Origin of the sequence: Stenotrophomonas sp. SY1 (assembly GCF_021202945.1) — a bacterium.
Classification (GTDB): Bacteria; Pseudomonadota; Gammaproteobacteria; order Xanthomonadales; family Xanthomonadaceae; genus Stenotrophomonas.
Window position 1 is genome coordinate 846,124 of sequence record NZ_JAJOYR010000002.1, and the last position, 20,667, is coordinate 866,790.

Annotated in this window: 22 protein-coding genes and 1 pseudogene; 10 read left to right on the forward strand and 13 right to left on the reverse strand. The window is 63.6% G+C overall.

Annotation, left to right across the window (positions count from 1 at the left end; genetic code table 11):
- Window positions 1-69 precede the first annotated feature (69 nt).
- The gene (locus LR961_RS15315; RefSeq protein ID WP_232150807.1) at window positions 70-405 is read left to right on the forward strand and encodes a DUF6172 family protein; all 336 of its coding nucleotides are present in this window, start codon (window positions 70-72) and stop codon (window positions 403-405) included.
- Window positions 406-598: 193 nt separating this feature from the next.
- Here the strand turns inward: LR961_RS15315 and LR961_RS15320 are convergent, their stop codons facing one another.
- A complete protein-coding gene (locus LR961_RS15320) occupies window positions 599-1,858 on the reverse strand; it encodes a DEAD/DEAH box helicase (RefSeq protein ID WP_232150808.1) in 1,260 nt (419 codons plus the stop codon).
- A gap of 40 nt (window positions 1,859-1,898) precedes the next feature.
- Complete coding sequence (locus LR961_RS15325) at window positions 1,899-2,690, reverse strand: polysaccharide deacetylase family protein (RefSeq protein WP_232150809.1); 792 nt, start codon at window positions 2,688-2,690, stop codon at window positions 1,899-1,901.
- Between the two features lie 61 nt (window positions 2,691-2,751).
- Here LR961_RS15325 and grxD point away from each other — a divergent pair, with 61 nt between their 5' ends.
- Window positions 2,752-3,678 carry a Grx4 family monothiol glutaredoxin gene (grxD, locus tag LR961_RS15330; RefSeq protein WP_232150810.1) on the forward strand — a complete coding sequence of 309 codons (927 nt, stop codon included), beginning with the start codon at window positions 2,752-2,754 and terminating at the stop codon, window positions 3,676-3,678.
- 95 nt (window positions 3,679-3,773) lie between these two features.
- On the opposite strand, the gene LR961_RS15335 is transcribed toward grxD, so the two are convergent.
- Window positions 3,774-4,313 (reverse strand): DUF924 family protein, encoded by a 540-nt coding sequence (locus LR961_RS15335; RefSeq protein ID WP_232150811.1) that lies wholly within the window; start codon window positions 4,311-4,313, stop codon window positions 3,774-3,776.
- Between the two features lie 240 nt (window positions 4,314-4,553).
- Between LR961_RS15335 and LR961_RS15340 the strand changes: the two genes are divergently transcribed.
- From LR961_RS15340 to LR961_RS15350, 3 genes are all read left to right on the forward strand, one after another.
- Complete coding sequence (locus LR961_RS15340; protein ID WP_232150812.1) at window positions 4,554-5,498, forward strand: DegV family protein; 945 nt, start codon at window positions 4,554-4,556, stop codon at window positions 5,496-5,498.
- A gap of 81 nt (window positions 5,499-5,579) precedes the next feature.
- Window positions 5,580-5,918 (forward strand): hypothetical protein, encoded by a 339-nt coding sequence (locus LR961_RS15345; protein WP_232150813.1) that lies wholly within the window; start codon window positions 5,580-5,582, stop codon window positions 5,916-5,918.
- A gap of 3 nt (window positions 5,919-5,921) precedes the next feature.
- A complete protein-coding gene (locus tag LR961_RS15350) occupies window positions 5,922-6,599 on the forward strand; it encodes an adenine nucleotide alpha hydrolase (RefSeq protein WP_232150814.1) in 678 nt (225 codons plus the stop codon).
- Between the two features lie 71 nt (window positions 6,600-6,670).
- On the opposite strand, the gene fghA is transcribed toward LR961_RS15350, so the two are convergent.
- Genes fghA through LR961_RS15370 form a run of 4 tightly spaced genes read right to left on the reverse strand, consistent with a single transcriptional unit; the run spans window position 6,671 to window position 9,278 of the window.
- Window positions 6,671-7,504 carry an S-formylglutathione hydrolase gene (gene fghA, locus LR961_RS15355; RefSeq protein WP_232150815.1) on the reverse strand — a complete coding sequence of 278 codons (834 nt, stop codon included), beginning with the start codon at window positions 7,502-7,504 and terminating at the stop codon, window positions 6,671-6,673.
- A gap of 1 nt (window position 7,505) precedes the next feature.
- A complete protein-coding gene (locus LR961_RS15360) occupies window positions 7,506-7,835 on the reverse strand; it encodes a hypothetical protein (protein ID WP_232150816.1) in 330 nt (109 codons plus the stop codon).
- Between the two features lie 10 nt (window positions 7,836-7,845).
- A complete protein-coding gene (locus LR961_RS15365) occupies window positions 7,846-8,955 on the reverse strand; it encodes an S-(hydroxymethyl)glutathione dehydrogenase/class III alcohol dehydrogenase (protein WP_232150817.1) in 1,110 nt (369 codons plus the stop codon).
- A 47-nt stretch (window positions 8,956-9,002) separates the two neighbouring features.
- Window positions 9,003-9,278 (reverse strand): metal/formaldehyde-sensitive transcriptional repressor, encoded by a 276-nt coding sequence (locus tag LR961_RS15370; protein WP_232151166.1) that lies wholly within the window; start codon window positions 9,276-9,278, stop codon window positions 9,003-9,005.
- 287 nt (window positions 9,279-9,565) lie between these two features.
- Between LR961_RS15370 and LR961_RS15375 the strand changes: the two genes are divergently transcribed.
- Both LR961_RS15375 and LR961_RS15380 read left to right on the forward strand, forming a co-directional pair.
- Window positions 9,566-10,186: a pentapeptide repeat-containing protein gene (locus LR961_RS15375; RefSeq protein ID WP_232150818.1), complete on the forward strand. Its 621-nt coding sequence runs from the start codon at window positions 9,566-9,568 to the stop codon at window positions 10,184-10,186.
- Between the two features lie 407 nt (window positions 10,187-10,593).
- The gene (locus LR961_RS15380; protein ID WP_232150819.1) at window positions 10,594-12,123 is read left to right on the forward strand and encodes a DUF1254 domain-containing protein; all 1,530 of its coding nucleotides are present in this window, start codon (window positions 10,594-10,596) and stop codon (window positions 12,121-12,123) included.
- Between the two features lie 101 nt (window positions 12,124-12,224).
- Here LR961_RS15380 and LR961_RS15385 read toward each other — a convergent pair whose 3' ends face one another.
- The 3 genes from LR961_RS15385 to LR961_RS15395 all read right to left on the reverse strand — a co-directional run bounded on the left by LR961_RS15385 (window position 12,225) and on the right by LR961_RS15395 (window position 15,358).
- A complete protein-coding gene (locus tag LR961_RS15385; protein ID WP_232150820.1) occupies window positions 12,225-13,805 on the reverse strand; it encodes an arylsulfatase in 1,581 nt (526 codons plus the stop codon).
- 470 nt (window positions 13,806-14,275) lie between these two features.
- The gene (locus LR961_RS15390) at window positions 14,276-14,944 is read right to left on the reverse strand and encodes a hypothetical protein (RefSeq protein WP_232150821.1); all 669 of its coding nucleotides are present in this window, start codon (window positions 14,942-14,944) and stop codon (window positions 14,276-14,278) included.
- A gap of 150 nt (window positions 14,945-15,094) precedes the next feature.
- On the reverse strand, window positions 15,095-15,358 hold the full coding sequence (locus LR961_RS15395) for a hypothetical protein (protein ID WP_232150822.1): 264 nt from the start codon (window positions 15,356-15,358) through the stop codon (window positions 15,095-15,097).
- A 977-nt stretch (window positions 15,359-16,335) separates the two neighbouring features.
- Here LR961_RS15395 and LR961_RS15400 point away from each other — a divergent pair.
- The 3 genes from LR961_RS15400 to LR961_RS15410 are packed head-to-tail and all read left to right on the forward strand — an operon-like array spanning window position 16,336 to window position 17,616.
- On the forward strand, window positions 16,336-17,007 hold the full coding sequence (locus LR961_RS15400; RefSeq protein ID WP_232150823.1) for a protein N-lysine methyltransferase family protein: 672 nt from the start codon (window positions 16,336-16,338) through the stop codon (window positions 17,005-17,007).
- A complete protein-coding gene (locus tag LR961_RS15405; protein WP_232150824.1) occupies window positions 17,004-17,327 on the forward strand; it encodes a YkgJ family cysteine cluster protein in 324 nt (107 codons plus the stop codon). The genes LR961_RS15400 and LR961_RS15405 overlap by 4 nt, the downstream gene beginning before the upstream one ends.
- 10 nt (window positions 17,328-17,337) lie before the next feature.
- On the forward strand, window positions 17,338-17,616 hold the full coding sequence (locus LR961_RS15410; protein WP_232150825.1) for a hypothetical protein: 279 nt from the start codon (window positions 17,338-17,340) through the stop codon (window positions 17,614-17,616).
- A 651-nt stretch (window positions 17,617-18,267) separates the two neighbouring features.
- Here the strand turns inward: LR961_RS15410 and LR961_RS15415 are convergent.
- The 3 genes and pseudogenes from LR961_RS15415 to LR961_RS15425 all read right to left on the reverse strand — a co-directional run bounded on the left by LR961_RS15415 (window position 18,268) and on the right by LR961_RS15425 (window position 20,660).
- Window positions 18,268-19,817 (reverse strand): annotated as a pseudogene (locus tag LR961_RS15415) (PLP-dependent aminotransferase family protein).
- Between the two features lie 10 nt (window positions 19,818-19,827).
- Window positions 19,828-20,433: a DUF6436 domain-containing protein gene (locus LR961_RS15420; protein WP_232150826.1), complete on the reverse strand. Its 606-nt coding sequence runs from the start codon at window positions 20,431-20,433 to the stop codon at window positions 19,828-19,830.
- Window positions 20,430-20,660, reverse strand: coding sequence for a hypothetical protein (locus tag LR961_RS15425; protein ID WP_232150827.1), 231 nt, complete (start codon window positions 20,658-20,660; stop codon window positions 20,430-20,432). Before LR961_RS15425 ends, LR961_RS15420 begins: the two co-directional genes overlap by 4 nt.
- Between the last annotated feature and the right edge of the window lie 7 nt (window positions 20,661-20,667).

Consider the following 20,667-nt stretch of genomic DNA (forward strand, 5'->3'; position numbering starts at 1 on the left):
CGTTTGCGTCGATAATTGCCCCATTCCCATCCTGCCGACCCGTCCGGGCCGGTGCTCAACGAGATTCCCGTGAGAAAAACCTATCGCCTCGACCTCGAAGGCAAGCATCCCGACCGTCTGCTGGAAGCCAGCAAGCACGACATCCGCAAGTACATCAAGCGCGAGCGCGGCAAGGCGTTGCCGGCCGGTGCCGACTTCTGGGATTTCGACAGCAAGGCCGGCGTTGACGAAGCCAGTGCCCAGCCGGTGGTGTTCGCCGAACTGATCCGCGCGGTGGACGCGCTGGTGGCCGCTGGCAACAAGCAGTTCTTCGTCGAAGTGCTGCGCAAGCCCGGCAAGCGCACCCCGCGCCCGGCTGCCGAGCCGACCACCGAAGCCTCGCCGGAAAGCGACTTCGAGGATTGATTCACCGCAGGTAGTGCCGAGCCCTGCTCGGCAATGCCGTTGCTCGTTGCTTCTGCGTCGTCATTCCCGCCCACGCGGGAATCACTTTTGCCTTTGGGTTTCACCAGGGAAGGCGTGCAAGCAACAGCAAATGCGATTCCCGCCTTCGCGGGAATGACGGCATAAGCCAAGTTCAGCCTACCCAGCCACCCTCTCACTCGGCCGGCTTCGCTGCCGCAGCCGCTGCACGCAATCGATCCTTCTTGCTCGGCCGGCGGCCCTTGATGCCGCCGTTGTCATCGGCCACACGCACCTCCGTCGCGACGGCTTCGTCGGGTTCAAAGCCCGCCAACACAGCAGCATCCACCTGCACCGCATTGCGCTTACAGATCAACCGCCAATGCGCCTGCGATGCGGCATCGACGAAGCTCACGGCCAGCCCCTTCTCGCCAGCGCGTCCGGTGCGGCCGATACGGTGCAGGTAATCGGCCGGCGAACGCGGCAGGTCATAGTTCACCACCACCGGCAGGCGTGCGATGTCGATGCCACGGGCGGCCACGTCGGTGGCTACCAGCACCTGCAGTTCGCTGTCCTTGAACGCCTGCAGCATGCGCATGCGACGTCCTTGCGACAGATCACCATGCAGGGCCTGCGCGTTCACGCCCGCCGTGCGCAACTGGCCGGCGAGACGATCGCTGTCGCGGCGACTGCCGACAAACACCAGCACCTGCCGCCATTGCGGCTCGTCCAGCAGCGACAACAGCAGTTCGGTGCGCCGGACGGCATCGATGCGAATCGCCCGCTGCTCGATTTCCGGCTGCGCCTGCTCGCCGATTTCCACCCGCTGCGGTTCGCGCAGGCCGGCGTTGGCCAGTGATTCGATATCCGGCGGGAAGCTCGCCGAGAACAGCAATGTCTGCCTGCGCGTTGGCAGTTCGGCCAGCACCTGCCGCAGTTCATCACCGAAGCCCAGTTCCAGCAGTCGGTCGGCTTCATCCAGCACCAGCAACTGCACCTGCTTGAGCGACAGTGCGTTGTGCGCCAGCAGGTCCAACAGGCGTCCGGGCGTGGCCACCACCACGTCGGCGCCACCACGCAACGCCATCATCTGCGGATTGATCGACACTCCGCCCACGGTGCACACCACGCGCGGCTGGCGCGCCAGCTGCCGGCCAAGGGTGACGAACACATCGGCCACCTGCAGCGCGAGTTCGCGGGTAGGCACCAGCACCAGCTGCGCCAGTACACGCGGCTTGCGCGGCGGAGCCAGTACGAAACGCTGCAACGCCGGCAACACGTAGGCGGCGGTCTTGCCCGAACCGGTCGGTGCCAGCGCCACCAGGTCGCGCCCCTGCACGATCAACGGCACTGCCTGCTGCTGGATCGGCGTCGGCTGCTCGTAACCGGCCTGGCTCAACGCCTGCTGCAACGCCGGCAGCACATAGGGAGACAGCCCAAGTCGGGAGAAAGGCATTCGGAGATTCCGTGGGGCGGACAGAGAACGGGGGGCGAGTCTACGCCGTTGCCCGTGGCAGACGCGCAGACAGGCCCTGCGCCTGCAACTGCTGAAGCACGGCCTGGATGATGGCCAGGTTGTGGCCATGCCCTGAACCTTCATGCAGCAGCACGATGGCGCCGGGGGCCAGATCACGACCAATACGCGCCACAACCTTGTCCGGCTCGCAGCCCACACCATCGAACCCACGCGCGCTCCAGCCCACGCGGGCCAGGTCATGACGCTTGAGTGCCGCCCCCACAAAGGGGTTGGTCATGCCCACCACCGAGCGGTACCAGCGTGGTGGTTCGCCGGCGATGGCCGCCAATGCCTGCTGGCAGGCGCCGATCTCCTGCGCCATCCGCGCCGGCCCCAGCGCCCAGAACCGGCTCTGCGGGTGTGAATGGCTGTGGTTGCCCAGGTCATGCCCACGACGCAGCACTTCACGCACCAGCTCCGGCCGCGCTGCCGCCCGTTCGCCGACCATGAAGAAGGTGGCCTGTGCGTCGTAGCGGTCCAGCAGATCGAGGATGGGCAACGTGTCGTCGGAGGGGCCATCGTCAATGGTCAACCACACCGCCGGGCCCGGCAGGTGGCTGACCACCGGCGCATAGAAGCGACTGTTGGGCAGGAATACCGGCACCACGAACAACGCATGGCTGGCTACCAGCGCGGCCAAGCCCCAGCCCCACCCCAACTGCCACCACAGCAGCAGCACCAGCAGCTGCGAGGCGATCAACCAGGGCAGCCAGCGCCAGGGTTGGACGGGAATGCGGTGCAGGGTCTGCTGCGGGGTTTCCGGGTCAGTCATTCCCCATGATGCCATGCAGCGTAGAATCGGCCCTGTCTTCGACCACTTTCACGAGTACACGATGTCCCTGGACCCCGCCCTGCGTTCGCGCATTGAATCCATCCTCGGCGCCGACCGCGTCGTCCTGTTCATGAAGGGCCAGCCGACCATGCCGCAGTGCGGCTTCTCGGCCAAGGCTGTTGGCGCGCTGCAAGACCTGGGCGTGGAGTTCGGCCACGTCAACGTGCTGGCCGACCAGGAAATCCGTGAAGGCATCAAGGCCTACGGCGACTGGCCGACCATCCCGCAGCTGTACGTGGACGGCGAGCTGATCGGCGGCAGCGACATCATCCTGCAGATGGCCAGCAGCGGCGAACTGAGCAGCCTGCTCGGCCTGGCCGCACCGGACCGCACCCCGCCGTCGATCACCGTCACCCCGGCCGCCGTGGAAATGCTCAAGGGCGCGCTGGCCGACTCGCCCGGCGCCGCACTGCAGCTGAGCATCGACGCCCGCTTCCAGCCGAACTTCCAGCTGGCCCCGTTCGACGCCAACGCCATCGCCGCCGAATCCAACGGCCTGCGCGTGCAGTTCGACAGCGCCAGTGCGCGCCGCGCCGAAGGCATCACCATCGATTGGGTGGACGATATCCGTGGCCAGGGCCTGGCCATCAACAACCCGAACGCCCCCAAGCCGGTACAGGAACTGGACGTGCGCAGCGCCGACGACCAGCTGCGCGCCGGCAGCCTCACCGTGGTGGACGTGCGCCCGGCCGACGAACGCGCCATCGCCGCGATCAATGCACCGTTCGAGACCTTCGACGGCGACAACCGCGCCAAGCTCGAAGCCCTGCCCAAGGACACCGCACTGGCCTTCCTGTGCCACCGTGGTGGCCGCAGCGCGCAGGCGGCCGAGCAGTTCCTGGCCCTGGGCTTCACCAATGTCTTCAACATCACCGGCGGCATCGATGCCTGGTCGGAGAGCGTGGACAACAGCGTGCCGAAGTACTGATCCGGCAGCGTTGATGCGGAAAACAAGAACGCCGGCATTGCCGGCGTTTTTTGTTTGGGAATGCCTGAGGAGGCCTTTCCCGTCTCCCCAAGCCCTCAGCCCGCAAATCCGCCTTCGGCAAGAAAGTGCAGCTCTTCGGGGGTCGGAATCCGCCCCAGCACTGCGTTGCGGTGCGGGAAACGCCCGAAGCGGCGGATGATGTCGCGATGCAGCTCGGCGTACTTCAGGTATTCCAGGTCACCCAGCACCTCGAACATGGCTACCGAGCGGTCCTGGTCGGCAGGGTCTTCGGAGTGCTCGAACGGCAGGTAGATGAAGGCGCGCAGCTGCGGGGTCAGTTCCCGGTCCAGTCCCTCCTCGATGGCACGCATGGCGTAATGCCGGGCCAGCCCGTCGGTCGCATAGGAGTGCGCGCTGCCGCGGAAGCAATTGCGCGGGAACTGGTCCAGCAGGATCTGCAGGGCCAGCGCGCCTTCGGCGTCATGCAGCCATTCTTCGCAGTTGCGCCCTGCGGCATGGAAGTGCAGGTCAAGGAAACGCTGGCGGAAGGCGTCATCGAACGCATCGTCGCGCGTGAACCAAAGCTTTGGTCCAGCCGTGCGCCAGAACTCCACCACTGAATCTGCTGTTTCCATTCCTGCTCCCATCACTGCCTGTCTGCGGGCAGTACCTGCCGCTGCCGAACCTGTCGCGCCACCGACCGAGGCCCGGGCTGCTTGGGCGCTAGCTTAATAGGCCTACCCCCGGCATGGGTATGAGTAGCGGGTGAAATCAGGCGCTCCCTATGCCCTGGCGATCACGAACCGCCAACGCCGCCCGTTTTGCGATAGGGTCTTGCCCATCGACAACCGAACGGAACCTGGAGGGGGCGCCGCATGCGTATTGGAATCGTGGTGGATTCGGCCTGTGACCTGCCGGACGGATACCTGCAAGAACACAACCTGGTGCTGTTGCCGATCGCCGTGCGCATCGGCCAGACCCTGTTGCCGGACAACCGCGACGAACAAGCCACCCTGGCTTTCCTGCAAGGGCCGTTGAGTGACCAGGGCGCCGAAGCCGAGACCATCCCCTACAGCGCCGCGCAGATCCGCGAGCTGTTCCTGCAGCAACTGGTCACCGATTTCGACCAGGTGTTCTGCCTGACCATCACCCGGACCCGCAGCCCCCTGCATGACAACGCGGTGCAAGCCAGCTACGCGATTCTCAACGAATACAAACCCATTCGCCAGGCAGCCGGTCACAACTCGCCCTTCAGCCTGCGCGTGATCGACACGCAGAACCTGTTCGCGGCCCAGGCGGTAAGCGCGGTGGAGGCGGTGCGCCTGCGCGACAGCGGCGCCACCGTGCAGCAGATGCGGGAGCGGCTGGAACAGGTGGCCAGCAACGTCCACGGCTACATGGTCACCCGCGATCTGTACTACATGCGCGCCCGCGCCCGCCACAAGGGCGACCGCAGCGTCGGCCTGTTCAGCGCCGCCCTGGGCAGTGCACTGGACATCAAGCCGGTGCTGCATGGCTACCGTGGCAACACCGAGCCGGTGGCCAAGATCAAGGGCTTCGACAACGCGGTGCAGACGCTGTTCGGCTTCGTCGGCAAGCGCGTGATCCATGGCCTGATGACGCCGGTGGTATGCGTCAGTTATGGCGGGCCGCTGGAAGACCTGCGCGCCCTGCCCGGCTACCAGCAACTGCGCGAGACCTGCCAGAGCCACGGCGTGGCAGTGCTGGAAGCGGTGATGAGCCTGACCGGCATGGTCAATGTCGGCAAGGGCGCCGTGACCATCGGCTTTGCCGACGGCCCGCATACGTTCGGCGAATGACCCCGGCAACGGACACCCGGGCGCGTGGACATCACGAAAACGCCGCCCATGCCAAGCTTGGCTACCTTCTGGAGAAACCGCATGCCTGTGAACTATTCGATTTCGCTGCCTGACCCGGCCAAGGCGCGTGGCAGCGACCCCCGCCTGTCGTTCACCGCCAGCGGTGCCGAGACATTCGCCGAGCAGCTGCAGGCCGCGCTGCGCACGACCGAGTTGTTCGACCGCTGGAAGGCGGTGCAGGACGAACCCGATGACGTGGACCCCTCGCTGGCCGCCGTCGATCCACAAGCGGTGGTGACCGGCCAGCAGGCCGACCTGCGCATCAACCTGCAGGCCATCACCAGCCTGCCCGGCGACATCTTCAAGCACCGCCTGCGCCTGCTTGCCGGCACCAACTGGGAAATGCGCGACGTGCGCTGAGCCTTGAACATTCCTGTCCTGTTGTCCTGGAGCGGTGGCAAAGACGCCGCCTGGACCCTGCACCAACTTCGGCAGCGCGACGATGTACAGGTGGTCGCGCTGCTTACCACGCTCACCGAAGGCTACGACCGCTCGTCGATGCAGGGCGTGCGCGCCGAGGTACTGCAGGCGCAGGCCAACACCGCAGGCCTGCCGCTGCTGCAATCGTGGATTCCGCAGGCATGCGACAACGCTCTGTATATGCAGCGCATGACCGCCACCCTGCTTGAAGCACGGCAACGCTGGCCGGGGTTGGAGACACTGGCCTTCGGCGACCTGCTGTTGCAGGACATCCGCAACTGGCGCGAGCAGCAGTACGCCACGCTGGGCTGGAAGACATTGTTCCCGCTGTTCGGCCGCGATACCGGCAAGCTGGCACGGGAGATGATCGACGGTGGCCTGCGTGCCCATCTGTGCTGCGTGGATACGCAGCACCTGGATGCGTCATTTGCCGGACGGGCCTTCGACCATCCACTGCTGGATGCGTTGCCTGCGGGCATCGATGCCTGTGGCGAGAATGGCGAATTCCACACCTGCGTCAGCGCCGGCCCGATGTTCGGCGAGCCCATCACGCTGACGAAGGGCGAAACCGTGCTGCGTGATTCCCGGTATGCGTATACCGACTTTCTACCGGCGCGGTAGCGCCGAGCCAGGCTCGGCGGGGGCTTTGCCGGGAACACCCCAGCGGAGCATCGCTCCGCTCTACAGTGCGATCAGCGCATCGCCTTGGCGTGATGTGCGATGTGCTCGCCGATGAAGCTGCTGATGAAGTAGTAGCTGTGGTCGTAACCGGGCTGGATACGCAACTCCAACGGATGGCCCGCCGCTTCGCAGGCCGCCTGCAACAACTGCGGGCGCAACTGGTTGTCGAGGAACTCGTCCGCACCGCCCTGATCGATCAGCAGCGGCAGCCGCTCCTTCGCGTCGACGACCAGTGCCGTGGCGTCGTACTGCTGCCACGCTTCCTGATCATCACCAAGGTAGGCGGCAAACGCCTTCTGCCCCCACGGCACCTGCGAGGGCGCGACGATCGGCGAGAACGCCGAGACGCTGCGATAGCGCCCGGGGTTCTTCAACGCGATGGTCAACGCGCCATGGCCGCCCATCGAATGGCCGCTGATCGCACGAACATCGCTGGCCGCCGGATCGGCTTCCACCCAGGCCGGCAGCTCTTCGACGATGTAGTCATACATGCGGTAGTGCCGCGCCCACGGCTCACGGGTGGCATTGAGGTAGAAGCCGGCACCTTTGCCCAGGTCGTAACCGTCGGCATCGGCCACCGCATCACCGCGCGGGCTGGTGTCCGGAGCGACCAGAATGATCCCGTGCTCTGCGGCATAACGCTGTGCGCCGGCCTTGGTGATGAAGTTCTGCTCGGTGCAGGTCAGCCCGCTCAGCCAGTACAGCACCGGGCATGGGCCTTGCTCGGCCTGCGGCGGCAGGTACACGCCGACCGTCATCTCGCAGCCGAGCACTTCGGATTCGTGCCGGTAGACATCCTGCCAACCGCCGAAGCAGGCGCGGTGTTCAATACGTTCGGCCGTCACCTCAGTCACCTCTCGATGCCGACGGCAGCCGGATCTCGCAGGTCTTCAACATATCCAGGCTGCCCTTCACTTCAATGCGCGATTCGTTGGCCAGGATGCCGATGCGCAACGCATAAAACGACTCCGGGATGTCCTCGTACTCGTCAGGCGCTGCGAGCAACACACCTGTGGTAACGAAGCCCGCCTTCTTCCAGGCATGGCTCAACGACGACAGGATCGACTGATCGATCTTCACCAGGTCCTGCTCCTGCAGCCGCTCGATCGCCTCACGCCCTTCCTGGTCGTCACCCGTGCCAGCCAGCGCTGCTGCCAATACTTCTCTATTCAACATCGTACTCATCTCAGTAGTGAATGACCGAACGGATCGACTTGCCTTCGTGCATCAGGTCGAAGGCTTCGTTGATCTTTTCCAGTTCCATCGTGTGGGTGACAAACGGCGCCAGCTCGATGTCGCCCTTCATCGCGTCTTCGACCATCCCAGGCAGCTGGCTGCGGCCCTTCACGCCACCAAACGCGGTGCCCATCCACTTGCGGCCGGTGACCAGCTGGAACGGACGGGTGGAGATTTCCTGGCCCGCGCCGGCCACGCCGATGATCACGCTCTGGCCCCAGCCACGGTGCGCGCATTCCAGCGCGGCGCGCATCACGTTGGTGTTGCCGATGCACTCGAAGCTGTGGTCCACGCCCCAGCCGGTCATCTCCACGACCACCTGCTGGATCGGCTTGTCGTGATCCTTTGGGTTGACGCAATCGGTGGCGCCGAACTGCTTGGCCAATTCGAACTTGGACGGATTGGTGTCGATGGCGATGATGCGGCCGGCCTTGGCCTGGCGCGCGCCCTGGATCACCGCCAGACCGATGCCGCCCAGGCCGAACACGGCCACGCTGTCGCCCTCGGCCACCTTGGCGGTGTTGTGCACCGCGCCGATGCCGGTGGTGACGCCGCAGCCGAGCAGGCAGACGTGCTCCGGGTTGGCCTCCGGGTTGACCTTGGCCAGCGAGACCTCGGCAACCACGGTGTATTCGGAGAAGGTCGAGCAGCCCATGTAGTGGTAGATCGGCTCGCCGTTGTACGAGAAGCGGCTGGTGCCATCCGGCATCACGCCCTTGCCCTGGGTGGCACGCACCGAGGTACACAGGTTGGTCTTGCCGCTCTTGCAGAACAGGCACTCGCCGCACTCTGCGGTGTACAGCGGGATGACGTGGTCGCCCGGCTTCACCGAGGTCACGCCCTCCCCCACTTCCACCACGATGCCGGCGCCTTCATGGCCGAGCACGCACGGAAACAGGCCCTCCGGGTCGTCACCGGACAGGGTGAAGGCATCGGTGTGGCAGACACCGGTATGGGTGATCTTAACCAGCACTTCGCCTGCCTTCGGCGGGGCGACGTCGATCTCGACGATCTGTAACGGCTGGCCCGGGCCAAAGGCAACGGCGGCACGTGATTTCATGGCTTTCTCCTGCGGAATGGTGGAACGCGGCGCTGCGCGCCACGTGATTACTTGAGATAGGAACGGATAAGGCTGGACATCTCGGTCACGCGCGCGGCGCGTTGTGCTTCCGAGCGGGCGGGCTGGCCGAACTCCTCGCGCAGGTGGGCTTCCATCACCTCGGACATCAGCCCGTTGACGGCGCCACGGATCGCGGCAATCTGCTGCAACACCGGATTGCAGTCGGCGCCGGCCTCCAGTGCACGCTCCAGTGCATCGCACTGCCCCCGGATGCGCTTGACCCGGGCCAGAACCTTCTTCTTCTCTTCTGGTGAGTGCGGCATCGCGCGACCCATATCCTGTACTGGGGGATAGTATATTTTGCCGACCATCGGATTGCCATCGCCGCCACAATCTGTACGGACGGACACGACCTGTTCATCACTTGCGAACACAGCCACCCCAAACCGCGGAACGGGGGCCCGCAGGCCCGGCGATACCGCTCCAGATCCTTCGACACAGAGCCCGATGCGGGCCACATGCTTGCCGCAAAAGCTGCGGGCCGCCCCGCCGAGCAGGAAGTGGAGCACGGACATAGAATGTCCGCCTTCTTGAGCATAAGGCGCGGCTTGTGGCAGATCGAAAGTACGGAGAACCCGCGCCGGCAACCACCAGCACCGTCACCGGCGCGGATTGGTACGGCCGCGAGCTCCATCGCGAGCAGCATCAAAGCACGCTGTTTCTGGACCTGGATTTCACCGAAGGCAACAACATCGGCACGATCTTCAACGAATGCACCTTTCGGCGGGCACGCTTCAACGCCTCCATTCATCACAGTGCCGCGTTCGTGAACTGCACGTTTGTTTCATGCAACTTCTTCGACAGCCGCTTCACCGAATGCAAGGTCATGGGGAGCATGTTCGATGGTTGCCAGTTCGACCATATCCAGGTCATCGATGGCGACTGGGCCTTTGCGGGCCTGCCGGGTGCTGACCTGCGCAGGGCGAATTTTCTGCGGACGCGCCTGAGGGAAGCCGACCTGACAGGTGCAAGGTGCCAGGGAAGCTCGCTGCGTGATGTGGACTTGTCCGGCGCTTGGCTCCACAGCGCCGACTTCTCCGGCGCCGATCTTCGTGGAAGTGATCTGAGCGCCATCGAGCCGGAAAACGTCAAGCTCAAGAACGCGATCATCACCGTCGATCAAACAGTGGTCATCGCCCAGGCTCTCGGGCTGGACGTGCGCGCTTCATAAGGCAGCGCTGCATCGATGTCGCTGTCATCGCACTCATTCACCGACTGCCTTCGGCGTCGTGCGCGGCAGACTCCCACCAAGGTTCAACGTCACGCGCACCCTGAGCACGTTGCGCAGACCCTCCGATAGCATCCGGCAGGCTCACGATCTGGAGGAGCCGGCATCTGGAATGAGCGCATGCATGTGACACGCATGATGCCAGGCGCGAAGCCGTCCTGGCCTGGCAGCGGCCAATTCCAGGCGCGACGCCACATTCCGATCTCTCGCTCCAGCCCGACGCTCCGCAGGTGAAAAGTGCGGGAGAACACTAAGTAGATTAACTGAATCCAACCACGTCATATCTCCTTGCGAAGGCAAGCATCACGACTTCATGATCGGCAGACAACATCGCCGTCGAGGCAGACACCATGACCACTTTCCGCGGAATTCTGGTACTGCTCTCAGGTACGATGCTTATCGGCGGTTGCGAGCGCAGCAAGAGCCCACCGCAGCCAGGCGCAGCAGATACGACGAGTGTGAAGACCGAGGCGATCTCCACGATCCAGGTCGCGCCGCCCACGTCTGCGGCTGACATCGGCGGCACACCGCCCGGCACGGTGATGACACCCGGCTACATCGATACGGTCGGCCGCATGATCTATGTGTGGGGCTGGCCGCTGATGAACCACTACAACCGTTCGCTGGCGATGGTCGACGTGCCCGAGCCCGGGCGTAACGGCGGCATCCTGCCGGTGGCGCCACCTGGGTCGATCAGCATGCTGACCGACTACATCAAAGCCGATCAGAACTTCGTCGCCTGCCCGAACCAGGACACCGTGTACGGCGCCGGCTACCAGCACCTGGACACATTGCCCGTGGTCATCCAGGTACCGGACTTCGGCGATCGGTTCTTTGTCTATCAGATGGCCGATGCACGTACCGAGTCGTTCTGCTCCATCGGCAAGCAATACGACAGCAAACCGGGCTTCTATCTGCTGGCCGGCCCCAACTGGAAGGGTGAGGTGCCAAAGGGCATCACGGGCGTATGCCGGTCCTCGACCGACCTGGTTGCCGTGCTGCCGCGCATCTTCATGGACGATACGGCTGAAGACCGCGCCGCGGTCAAATCACTGGTCAATCAGGTCGTCCTGTATCCGCTCAACCAGTTCGACGGGAAGATGAAGACCAAGGATTGGGCGAGCACACCCAGTTTCCCGGCACCGAGCGTGAGCGGCTCGGGGGAGATGAAGTTCGTATCGCCGGAGAAGTTCTTCGATGAGTTGCCCACCATCATCAAGGGCGTTCCACCCCTGCCTGGCGAGGAGGCGCTGTACTCGACCATCAATTCGGTGCTGCAGGCCGCTGCAAGCGACCCCAAGGTAAAGGAAGGACTGGTAAAGGCGGCAGTCGCAGCTGAGAACGAAGTCATCTCGCCGCTGTTTGACTTCCGCAACAACGGAAGCCCGGTCGGAAACGGCTGGACATCGCCGTCCAATGGCGCGCAGTGGGGCTTCGACTATCTCTCACGCACGGCCTCGGCAAAGTCCAACATCTACGACAACGCCGCCAATGAAACACGCTACATCTACACCGATGTCGACCAGAACGGTGTGCGCCTGAGCGGCGCAGCAAACGCCATGTACACGGTGACCTTTCCGAAAGGACAGACGCCCCCGGTCAAGGGCTTCTGGTCATTGACCCTGTACAACAAGCACCACCTGTTCGAGCCCAACCCGATCAACCGCTTTGGCGTTGGCACCAAGAACAAGGACCTCAAGCCGAACGATGACGGCTCACTCACGCTCTACATCCAGCACGCTTCGCCAGGGCCAGACAGGGCAAGCAACTGGCTGCCGGCACCGGCCGACGAGTTCTCGCTCTACATAAGGGCGTACTGGCCGGATGCGGCGATCATCGAGCGGACCTGGAGCCCGCCGGCGGTGACCAGGACGCAATAGACACAAGGCTCTCGCACCTGCCTTTTCCCGCGCGGTTTTCGCGTGCGTTGATGCTCGCAGAAGGTGCCGGATTGGACGGCACCTCCTCTCCTCGAACGGGACTATCTTCCCGGGCCGACGGATGCGGCGTCGTTGATCTTCTGCATGACGGCGTCCACGTTGAAGCTGGCCGGCTTCTGTCGTGGCGGGAACTCCTTGAACGACCCCAGCCACTTGGCCACGATTGCCTGTCCCGGCGCGATGAAGAACAACTGGTTGGCGGTCGCAAACTGGTTGCCCGCCTGATCGCTCGCCTCGAAGGGGTCCGCGCGCAGATTGAACGTCAACGGTATGCGCATGCTTTCGAAGCCACGCCGCCAGATATCGATTCCGGTGTGGTTCTGCACCACGAAGTTCAGCTTGATATGCCTCACGCGAATGCCGAACAGGTCGCCATCGTCACCCCAGTAGACGAACTCCTGTCGCGGCCATTGGTCTGCTTCGCGCTTGCCCGGCTCGACCATTCCCTCCGGCGGACGCGGGCCGTTCTTGTGCCCCTTGAATGCATCGATCAGGTTGTACCCATCCAGATGCACCTTGAAGGTCTTGCCGTTGGCCTTGTAGCTGCCCTTGAGGCATTTCTCCTTGACGTCCGGGTCGCCTGCCGCGGCAGCAAAGGTGACCATCAGGTCCTCATGCGCGCAGACATCGTTGATCACCGAACCCGGCGCGATGACGCCCGGCCAGCGGATGACGGCCGGCACGCGATAGCCGCCCTCCCAGTTGGTCGCCTTCTCGCCGCGAAATGGCGTCTGACCACCATCCGGGTAGCTCATGACCTCGGCGCCATTGTCGGTGGAGAACATCACGATGGTGTTGTCAGCGATGCCGAGCTCATCAAGCTTGTCGAGAAACTGGCCGACGAAACCGTCCAGCTCGACCATGCCATCCGGATACAGGCCCAGGCCCGTGACGCCCGCCGATGCCTCTTTCAGATGGGTCCACACGTGCATCCGCGTGGTGTTCATCCAGCAGAAGAACGGCTGGTCGGCTTTGGCCTGGCGTTCGATGAAATCCAATGCGGCAGCAGTGAACTCCTCGTCCACCGTCTCCATGCGCTTCTTCGTCAACGGCCCGGTGTCTTCGATCTTCTGCTTGCCAACCACGCCCCAGCGCGGCTCATCGTTCTTGTCATCCTTGTCGGTGGCCCATGCCTTGAGCACACCACGAGGACCGAAGGCAGCCTTGAACCGGGGGTCTTTCGGGTACTGCGGATCCTCAGGCTCCTCTTCCGCATTCAGGTGATAGAGATTTCCGTAGAACTCCGAGAACCCATGCACCGTCGGCAGGAACTTGTTCTTGTCGCCGAGGTGGTTCTTTCCGAACTGCCCGGACACGTAGCCCAGCGGCTGCAGAATCTCGGCGATGGTCGGATCTTCAGCAGCAATGCCGATATCCGCGCCCGGAAGACCGACCTTGGTCAGGCCCGTGCGAATCGGGCACTGCCCGGTGATGAAGGCAGCGCGACCTGCGGTGCAGCTCTGCTGCCCATACCAGTCGGTGAACAGCGCACCCTCGTTGGCAATGCGATCGATGTTAGGGGTCCAGTACCCCATCATGCCGCGGTGGTAGCAGCTGGGATTCATCCAGCCAACATCGTCGCCCCAGATCACCAGAATGTTCGGCTTCTTGTTCGAAGACATTGCCGCAGTCCTCCAGGATGGAAGCGGGTAGCGTCTCAAACGTGGGAAGTGGTGTCGTCAGCAAAACTACTGGAGCCGGCCCGCTGGGCAGGTATTGAAATCATCAAGCCAGGCCATCCTGCGCAGATACCTGCTTCAGGCCGCTCGGTGCCCTGGTCACAAGCGTTCATGAGCCAGGCCGGAATCAGGCTGTGCCGTGAAGCCGCTTCGGCATGAATCAATTGTCAGACCTGTTAACCCGACAAGCTCGACGGAACAATGCCGGACAGGCGGGTGCCTGAGTCAAGGACGCATGCCTGTGGACTTTCGTGGCTCGACAAACTGCCAGGCCCAGGCGCAACGCCTGACCCGACCCCCACGGCATGGGAGGCACGACGGTGCGCTGCACACCAGCGAACGCGTCCCGTGCGCCGCGAGCTACTTCAGCGACTACGCCGCCTCAGCACCCACGCAACACGCCCACGGACCCATCACTCAGGGACGGGCTCGTCGTTGCCCTGCGCCGTCGTGCGACTTTGCACGAACTCCGGGAAGGTCTCCGCCAGCGGCTTCTTGTCCGGCAGGATGTAGAACACCCCACCCCGCTCGAAGGTCGGAGCGATGATCTGCTCGTAGAAGTCGGGCGGGACGTTGATGCAGCCGTGAGTGATGCGGTTGTCGTCCGGTGCAGGCGATGCAAGGCGTTCGACGCGCCGCTCGGCCGGGACACCAGTGGCCGTCGGGTGAATGGAGACCGCGGAATCGTAGTCCACCCACAGCACGCGCCCTGCATCGATTGATGGGCCGAAGCCGCCCACAAAACGACCGGCAGGCGTCGTGCGATCCCGGCCCGGAATTTCGCGAAGCGCGAGGCCAGCGATGCCAGGCGCCGTGTGATCGCCGACCGCCGAGCCAAAGAGCCCAGGCACCGCGCCGCGAAGCCGGCCATCCCCGCCGAACACAAGTATCTGTGCAGCGGCCTTGTCGATGACCGCGAACGGATAGCCCTGGCTGTCCCCGCTTGCGACCACCCAGCCCGCGAGCTCGATCACCGTGTCGGACACTTCCTGGCCTTGCGGAAGCTGGTCAACCTCGGCCACCGGTTGCGCGATAGCCTCCTGGGCGTTGGCCACGTCGGAGTTCCAGAACGCCAGCGCCAACAAGAGTGCGCCATTAGCGACAAGGATCGCAGGGTGTATGCGCGTATTGATAAGAACAGTTCCTAGCAACGAAGACTGGGTAAAGCAAAGACGCCGGTGACCAGCAAAGGCCACCGGGTCTGGAGTTCAAACCATTTTGTGCAAGAGCACTTAACCGCGCGGTACGCGACGTGGTGACGCTTCAAGACTCTGGACGCGGCTTTCGATCTGATCCAGCCGCTGGTTGGCCTGCTGTGCGGACTGGTTGGCCGATTCGGCACTCTGGGCTGCGCCCTGCACCTTCGTATCGAGCTGATCCAGGCGTGAGTTGATCGTTGCAAACTCTTCTTTATAGGTGGCGCAGCCACCAAGGCCCAAGGTGGCAACGAGGGCCACGCCGAGCGTACGCACCATGTTTTGTTTGGACAGAATCATTCCAATGCTCCTTCGTATGGGATCTCGGAGGTACTTTTTGCCATCGAGATGATGACGCTGCAATGCGTAGATGGACTGTGAAGATGAAGCAATTCGTGATAGCGACGACCTGAATCCATCAACTTTCACCAAAACTCAACTGATCTGATCGACCCGCGCAGCCTATCCGCTGTCGATGCGCGTCGGCCCTGGTGAAGTCGACATTGATAAGCGAGTCGCTGTTTCACCGACTGATCCTCCGCCGCGCCGCAACGCCTCAATTTATGCGCGAAACAGCTGTTTAGATTCCTCCTCTGTGTCTGAACGTTCGCCCTGATCCATCCAACATCACTCCAACGCTGTGCGCGCAATGTCCACTGCGGGTAACAGGCATCCGCCAGAAGCAACGGAATCCTGCCAGGAGCCAACACTTCCAATGCTGCACTCATGTCCGGAATTGATCAGAAGCCGATGAAGACACAAAGCACATGAGCGTTCGATGACTCAGCAATGGTGATGAGACCACACGCGTCCACGTCTGCTCCTCGATGTGCATGATTTTCCTGCGTGGGGTCGCACACCAGAACAGATTGACGCGCCGGCACCGGCATGCCGATCAGACCGACTGGATCGTCCGCATGAGAACGCTTCCATCATGGTGAAACAACACTGGATTTCACCGGATCAGCCGCCCTCTTCCTGCGCCTTTCCCGACGCCGACGTTCGCCTCCCACACATGACCTGACACTCACCTGCAAACCAGCCACGCCGGCTGCGGAGAGGATGGCTGCCAGGTTCGGCAGCACATCCGGACAGAAGGCGGCAGGGTCGACGCCGGGCGGAATGTGAAGGTCTGCGGGTACACAGTGTTAGGATGCACAGCACAGACACCGTCTGTCTCGCGCGCCCTGTGCAGCTGCCTTGATGGTTGCCCACTCCGCTCCCTTTCATGCGTCAACCGTCCCGATACCGGGGCGGTCGCTCGGCGGGAGTGCGCTATGCCCGGTTATTCGACACGCAATGAGAAGGTCACCATTGGTGGCCAGATGTACCTGCTGCGCGTCCTCAGCGACAAACAGCAATTCAGTGATCCCGATGGTCATGGAGCACGCCTTGGTATCTCCTCGGCACAATGGAGCCTGTTCGGCCAGCTGTGGCCATCCGGTCGTCTACTCGCCCAGGCCATGTCCCGCTTTGATATCGAAGACAAGCGGATCCTCGAGCTGGGTTGCGGCATCGGGTTGGCCAGCCTGGTGCTGATGCAGCGAGGCGGCAACGTGGTCGCTTCCGACATACATCCACTGGCCGAACCATTCCTTGCCTACAACGCCGCCCTGAATGCTTTGCCGGCCGTGCACTATCGTCAGCTGCGCTGGGATCGGGAGCTGCCATCGCTGGGCACGTTCGATCTGATCATTGCCAGCGACGTTCTCTACGAGCAAGGCCATGCCGCACTGATGGCCGAAGTCATACGGCGCCATGCCAAGCCCAGAACGGAGGTTGTCATCACCGACCCCGGCCGCGGCAACAGCGCACGCTTCAGCCGAGCGCTGGGATTGCAGGGTTTCGATCTCAAATCGACCCGCTGCCGGCTGAATGATGCGGATGTGGAGCCTTTTCGCGGCCAGCTGCTGCACTACTCACGTGACGTGGAAGCGGTGGCCAGATGAACCGCGTAGAGCGCGAGAAGAAAGCCAGGATCACCTGCGCTGCATGCGACTCCCTTTGCTGCCAACTGACCGTGGTGCTGGAAGAAAGGGACACCATACCGGCGCACCTGACCACCCGTTTGCCCAGTGGCCTTCACGTCATGGCCAAGGATGAGGACGGCTGGTGCGTGGCCCTGGACGGACAGCAGATGAGATGTCGCATCTACGCCAGCAGGCCAATCGTGTGCAGATCATTTGTCATGGGCGGCCCCTACTGCAGGGCCGAGCGCGACGAGCATGCACGGCAGAAAGATCGCACCATCGCGTTGCAACTTACCTGAGGACATGACCATGGCCACACCACCGCGCAAGACCGGCTCGATGCCTGCGGGAAAGACCAGCTCCAGCTCCATCTCCGGCTCTCACCTCCAGCAACGCAATCTGAGCCGTGAGCGCATGGCCGAAGACATGGCGGCTTTCAGCAGCGCCGGTGGAAAGATCGAGGTGCTTGGCAACACGCCGTTCCGCACCAAACCAAGCCCCGAAAAGCCCGCTGCTGCCAGTGACAAGACGTCCAACGCCAGCGGAAGCCAGGCTGACAAGGGCAGATCACACAAACGCCAGGGATGATGTCGACCCCGTGGCCGAGTTCTACATATGGCCGCCGGTAGACGCGCGCCCAGGTCAGTACCGGCCTTCATCACGCCAATGCCATCCGCCATCGGCGTTGCAGGGTTTTCATCGGATACCAGACGCCGACCGTGTCCTGGGGCTTGCAGGCACGACGGCCTCAGCGCTTCCTGCTGGACGGCTCGCGGCCAGAGGTTGGCCACTCGGCCCCGAGCTGTTCTCCGGCCCAGCGTCAGCTGCACGGCTGCTTGTCGCATCACATGCAGTGCTTCCTCTGCCGGCCGGCTGCGGGTTTTCCTGGCTCAGTGGACGTTGGCATTCGTACCAGCGCTGCTGAACCCGCATTTCCTCCGGCCCAGCCAACCATCCGTGCCCTTCATGCCCGGCGCGTTCAATGGCGATGGTTGTGCCCCCCGTCCAGGAACAGCAACTTCCGAGCCATTCCGGCAATGCAGAGCGCATTACCGGCCCGGACATGCCGGCATCGGCAACCATTGGGGATACGCTTCTGCTCTCGTTCCCGGACGTCTCCTTGCATGAGCAACGCCGCGTGCTTCTTGGAACGGGATGACCGCTTGCTGTTGCAACGTTAGGAACACCAGCTTCACGACGCGCGGCGACCATCGGCAGGAAATCTGTCACGTGCATCACTCAGCGCTGCACCGCCGGCACCTCGGGCGAGATGATCAACTGGTTGATGCGACGCAGGGCGCTCTCCAGCTGTCGCCGGTTGCTCGCCTGGCCCAGTGACAGGCGGAAGCCACGCCCGTGTTCCGAGCGGTCGGGGCGGAACGCCGATGAAGGCGATATCGCCAGGCCCTGCAACTGCGCCGCGCGCACGAAAGTAGCGTCCGTCCATGGCTCGGGCACCGTGCACCACGCGTGCAGGCCTGTCGCCTGTGCCTTCAATGACGGAGCCAGCAGATGCCCGGCCAACGCGGTGCGTTCACTGGCCTCGGCCAGCACCTGTTTGAGCAGTGCATGCGCCGAACCGTCCAGCAGCAGCTGACTGACCATGGCCATCACCAGCGGGTGACCCATCAGGCAGATGGAACGCAGGGCGGAAGCGAGTGCTTCGGCATGGCGCGCCGAAGGGCATTGCACGAAGGCCGTGCGCAGGCCGGGACTGATCGCCTTGGACAGCGTGGACACGTAGTAGACGTGGTCCGGTGCCAACGCAGCGATGGGCACGGGCTTGCCGGCGTCGTGGTGCCAGTAAGGGTCGTCCTCGATGGCCAGGATGTCCCGGCGTTGCAGCACGCGCGCGAGATCGGCCCGGCGTTGCGCTGGAACCGTCAGCGCGGTCGGGTTGTTGCAGGTGGGATTGAGGTAGACCACACGTGCGCCAGTTTCGCTTGAAAGGCGTTCAAGCGCGTCCGGGCACATGCCGTGTTCGTCGCCACTCACCGGCAGCAGACGCCGGCCCAACGACTTTGCCACCTGCAGCAGGCCCGGATACACGAGGTGATCGCAAAGGATCGCATCGCCTTCATGGGTCTGGCTGATGAGGATGGAAGCCAGCGCGAACTGCGCGCCCTCGGCGACCACCAGCCTTGCTTCGACAACATTGCCCAGCATCGGCTGCAACCAACTCGTGGCCGCGTGTCGATCGGTGGGACTGCCGCCGGTGAGATGGTAGGTCATCAGATTGGGCGCATTGCTGCGTGCGAGCACCGCAGCAGCAGCACGTCGCAGCACATCGTTCAACGCGGTGGCATCGGGCACCGGCGGCACGTTCATGCTCAGGTCCACCGGTTGCCCGAACGCGGCCTTGGGCGGCGCGATGAAACTGCCCTGCGGTCCGCGTGCTTCGATCAACCCACGCCTGCGCGCTTCATCGAAGGCACGCGTCACCGTGGTCAGATCGATGCCCAGCTGCTTTGCCAATGCACGCTGCGATGGCAGACGATGGCCCGGCACCAACTCGCCCATGTTCATGGTGCGCTCGATGCTGCTGACGATGCGCAGATAGATCGGGCCGCTGCTGGCCAGCGCGCTGTCTATCCAGCTCACCACGCACCTTCGCATGGGTTGTGCAGGGCTGCGACAAACTGTCGCGCCATGTAGGGAAGATGTCGGGCGCTATCGTTTGCATCAGCGGCGGGTGCCTGCTCACAACCATCGGTCGGTTGGAGTGGGTGCCCGCTGTTCTTTTGGCGCGGACAAAAAGTCCACGCATGATCGGATGCTTGCAGGTTCATGACGTGGAGATCAACCGCCCTTCTGCCAGCGGCAGTAGCAGCCAACGGCAAGCAGGCCACGCGGACGCACGGTCTGCCCATCGACAAGCTTGTCGAGAATGGGCTCAACGAAACTGTTGGCCGAGTTGCACACCATGCCGATGCTGTACGGGCCGGCGTAGGCCAGATGACCATCGCGGTCCCAGATGGCGACCGCAGGACTGGCGGGTATCTGCTCGACGCCCTGGATTGTCGGCAGCTCTTTCAAGCGGCCTTGCAGGTAATCCGGCAGCTCGCCTTCCGTACCAGGCCGGCGCACCGCATAGAAGTCGATGCCGGCACGGCGATACATCGTGGTCAGGTAACTCAGGTGCGCGCCGGTTTCGCGGTTGCAGACCGTGCAGGCCGGGTCCCAGAAATGCACCACGCGGATGCGTCCCGTTGCACCGGCCAGTTCGGCCGGCAGCTTGAGCTGGGTGTCGTCGAACACGATGGCCTGCTCGGCAAAACTGGCCTGCTCGCTGAAACCGAAGTACTGCCATATCGCCACCGCAACGACAGCCATGACCACGCAGCCTGCCGCGATCCACAGCCGCATCCAGCGCCGCCGCGACGGCGCGCCGCCGTGCGTGCTCACGTGGCGGCATCCGGGCCGAACTTGTGCACGTACTGCTCGTGCATCTCACGGCACGAATCGGCCTGGGCACGGCGGTAGATTTCGGTGCGCTCCGGGTCACGGCTGCGTTGCCAGCACTGCGCGATGGCCGCCTGCTCGCTGGCCTGCACGCTGGCCGTCTGTGGCCGGGAGCAGACATACACCAGCGAGCCCAGCGCCAGGACGATGAAGCCCCCGCAGCCCAGCATGACCAGA

What these genes read in the sequence shown, in the direction of transcription:
- LR961_RS15320 (WP_232150808.1), bottom strand. Translation starts at nt 1,858, where the DNA reads ATGCCTTTCTCCCGACTTGGGCTGTCTCCCTATGTGCTGCCGGCGTTG.
- LR961_RS15325 (WP_232150809.1), bottom strand. Translation starts at nt 2,690, where the DNA reads ATGACTGACCCGGAAACCCCGCAGCAGACCCTGCACCGCATTCCCGTC.
- grxD (WP_232150810.1), top strand. Translation starts at nt 2,752, where the DNA reads ATGTCCCTGGACCCCGCCCTGCGTTCGCGCATTGAATCCATCCTCGGC.
- LR961_RS15335 (WP_232150811.1), bottom strand. Translation starts at nt 4,313, where the DNA reads ATGGAAACAGCAGATTCAGTGGTGGAGTTCTGGCGCACGGCTGGACCA.
- LR961_RS15340 (WP_232150812.1), top strand. Translation starts at nt 4,554, where the DNA reads ATGCGTATTGGAATCGTGGTGGATTCGGCCTGTGACCTGCCGGACGGA.
- LR961_RS15345 (WP_232150813.1), top strand. Translation starts at nt 5,580, where the DNA reads ATGCCTGTGAACTATTCGATTTCGCTGCCTGACCCGGCCAAGGCGCGT.
- LR961_RS15360 (WP_232150816.1), bottom strand. Translation starts at nt 7,835, where the DNA reads ATGTTGAATAGAGAAGTATTGGCAGCAGCGCTGGCTGGCACGGGTGAC.
- LR961_RS15365 (WP_232150817.1), bottom strand. Translation starts at nt 8,955, where the DNA reads ATGAAATCACGTGCCGCCGTTGCCTTTGGCCCGGGCCAGCCGTTACAG.
- LR961_RS15370 (WP_232151166.1), bottom strand. Translation starts at nt 9,278, where the DNA reads ATGCCGCACTCACCAGAAGAGAAGAAGAAGGTTCTGGCCCGGGTCAAG.
- LR961_RS15380 (WP_232150819.1), top strand. Translation starts at nt 10,594, where the DNA reads ATGACCACTTTCCGCGGAATTCTGGTACTGCTCTCAGGTACGATGCTT.
- LR961_RS15385 (WP_232150820.1), bottom strand. Translation starts at nt 13,805, where the DNA reads ATGTCTTCGAACAAGAAGCCGAACATTCTGGTGATCTGGGGCGACGAT.
- LR961_RS15395 (WP_232150822.1), bottom strand. Translation starts at nt 15,358, where the DNA reads ATGATTCTGTCCAAACAAAACATGGTGCGTACGCTCGGCGTGGCCCTC.
- LR961_RS15400 (WP_232150823.1), top strand. Translation starts at nt 16,336, where the DNA reads ATGCCCGGTTATTCGACACGCAATGAGAAGGTCACCATTGGTGGCCAG.
- LR961_RS15405 (WP_232150824.1), top strand. Translation starts at nt 17,004, where the DNA reads ATGAACCGCGTAGAGCGCGAGAAGAAAGCCAGGATCACCTGCGCTGCA.
- LR961_RS15410 (WP_232150825.1), top strand. Translation starts at nt 17,338, where the DNA reads ATGGCCACACCACCGCGCAAGACCGGCTCGATGCCTGCGGGAAAGACC.
- LR961_RS15425 (WP_232150827.1), bottom strand. Translation starts at nt 20,660, where the DNA reads ATGCTGGGCTGCGGGGGCTTCATCGTCCTGGCGCTGGGCTCGCTGGTG.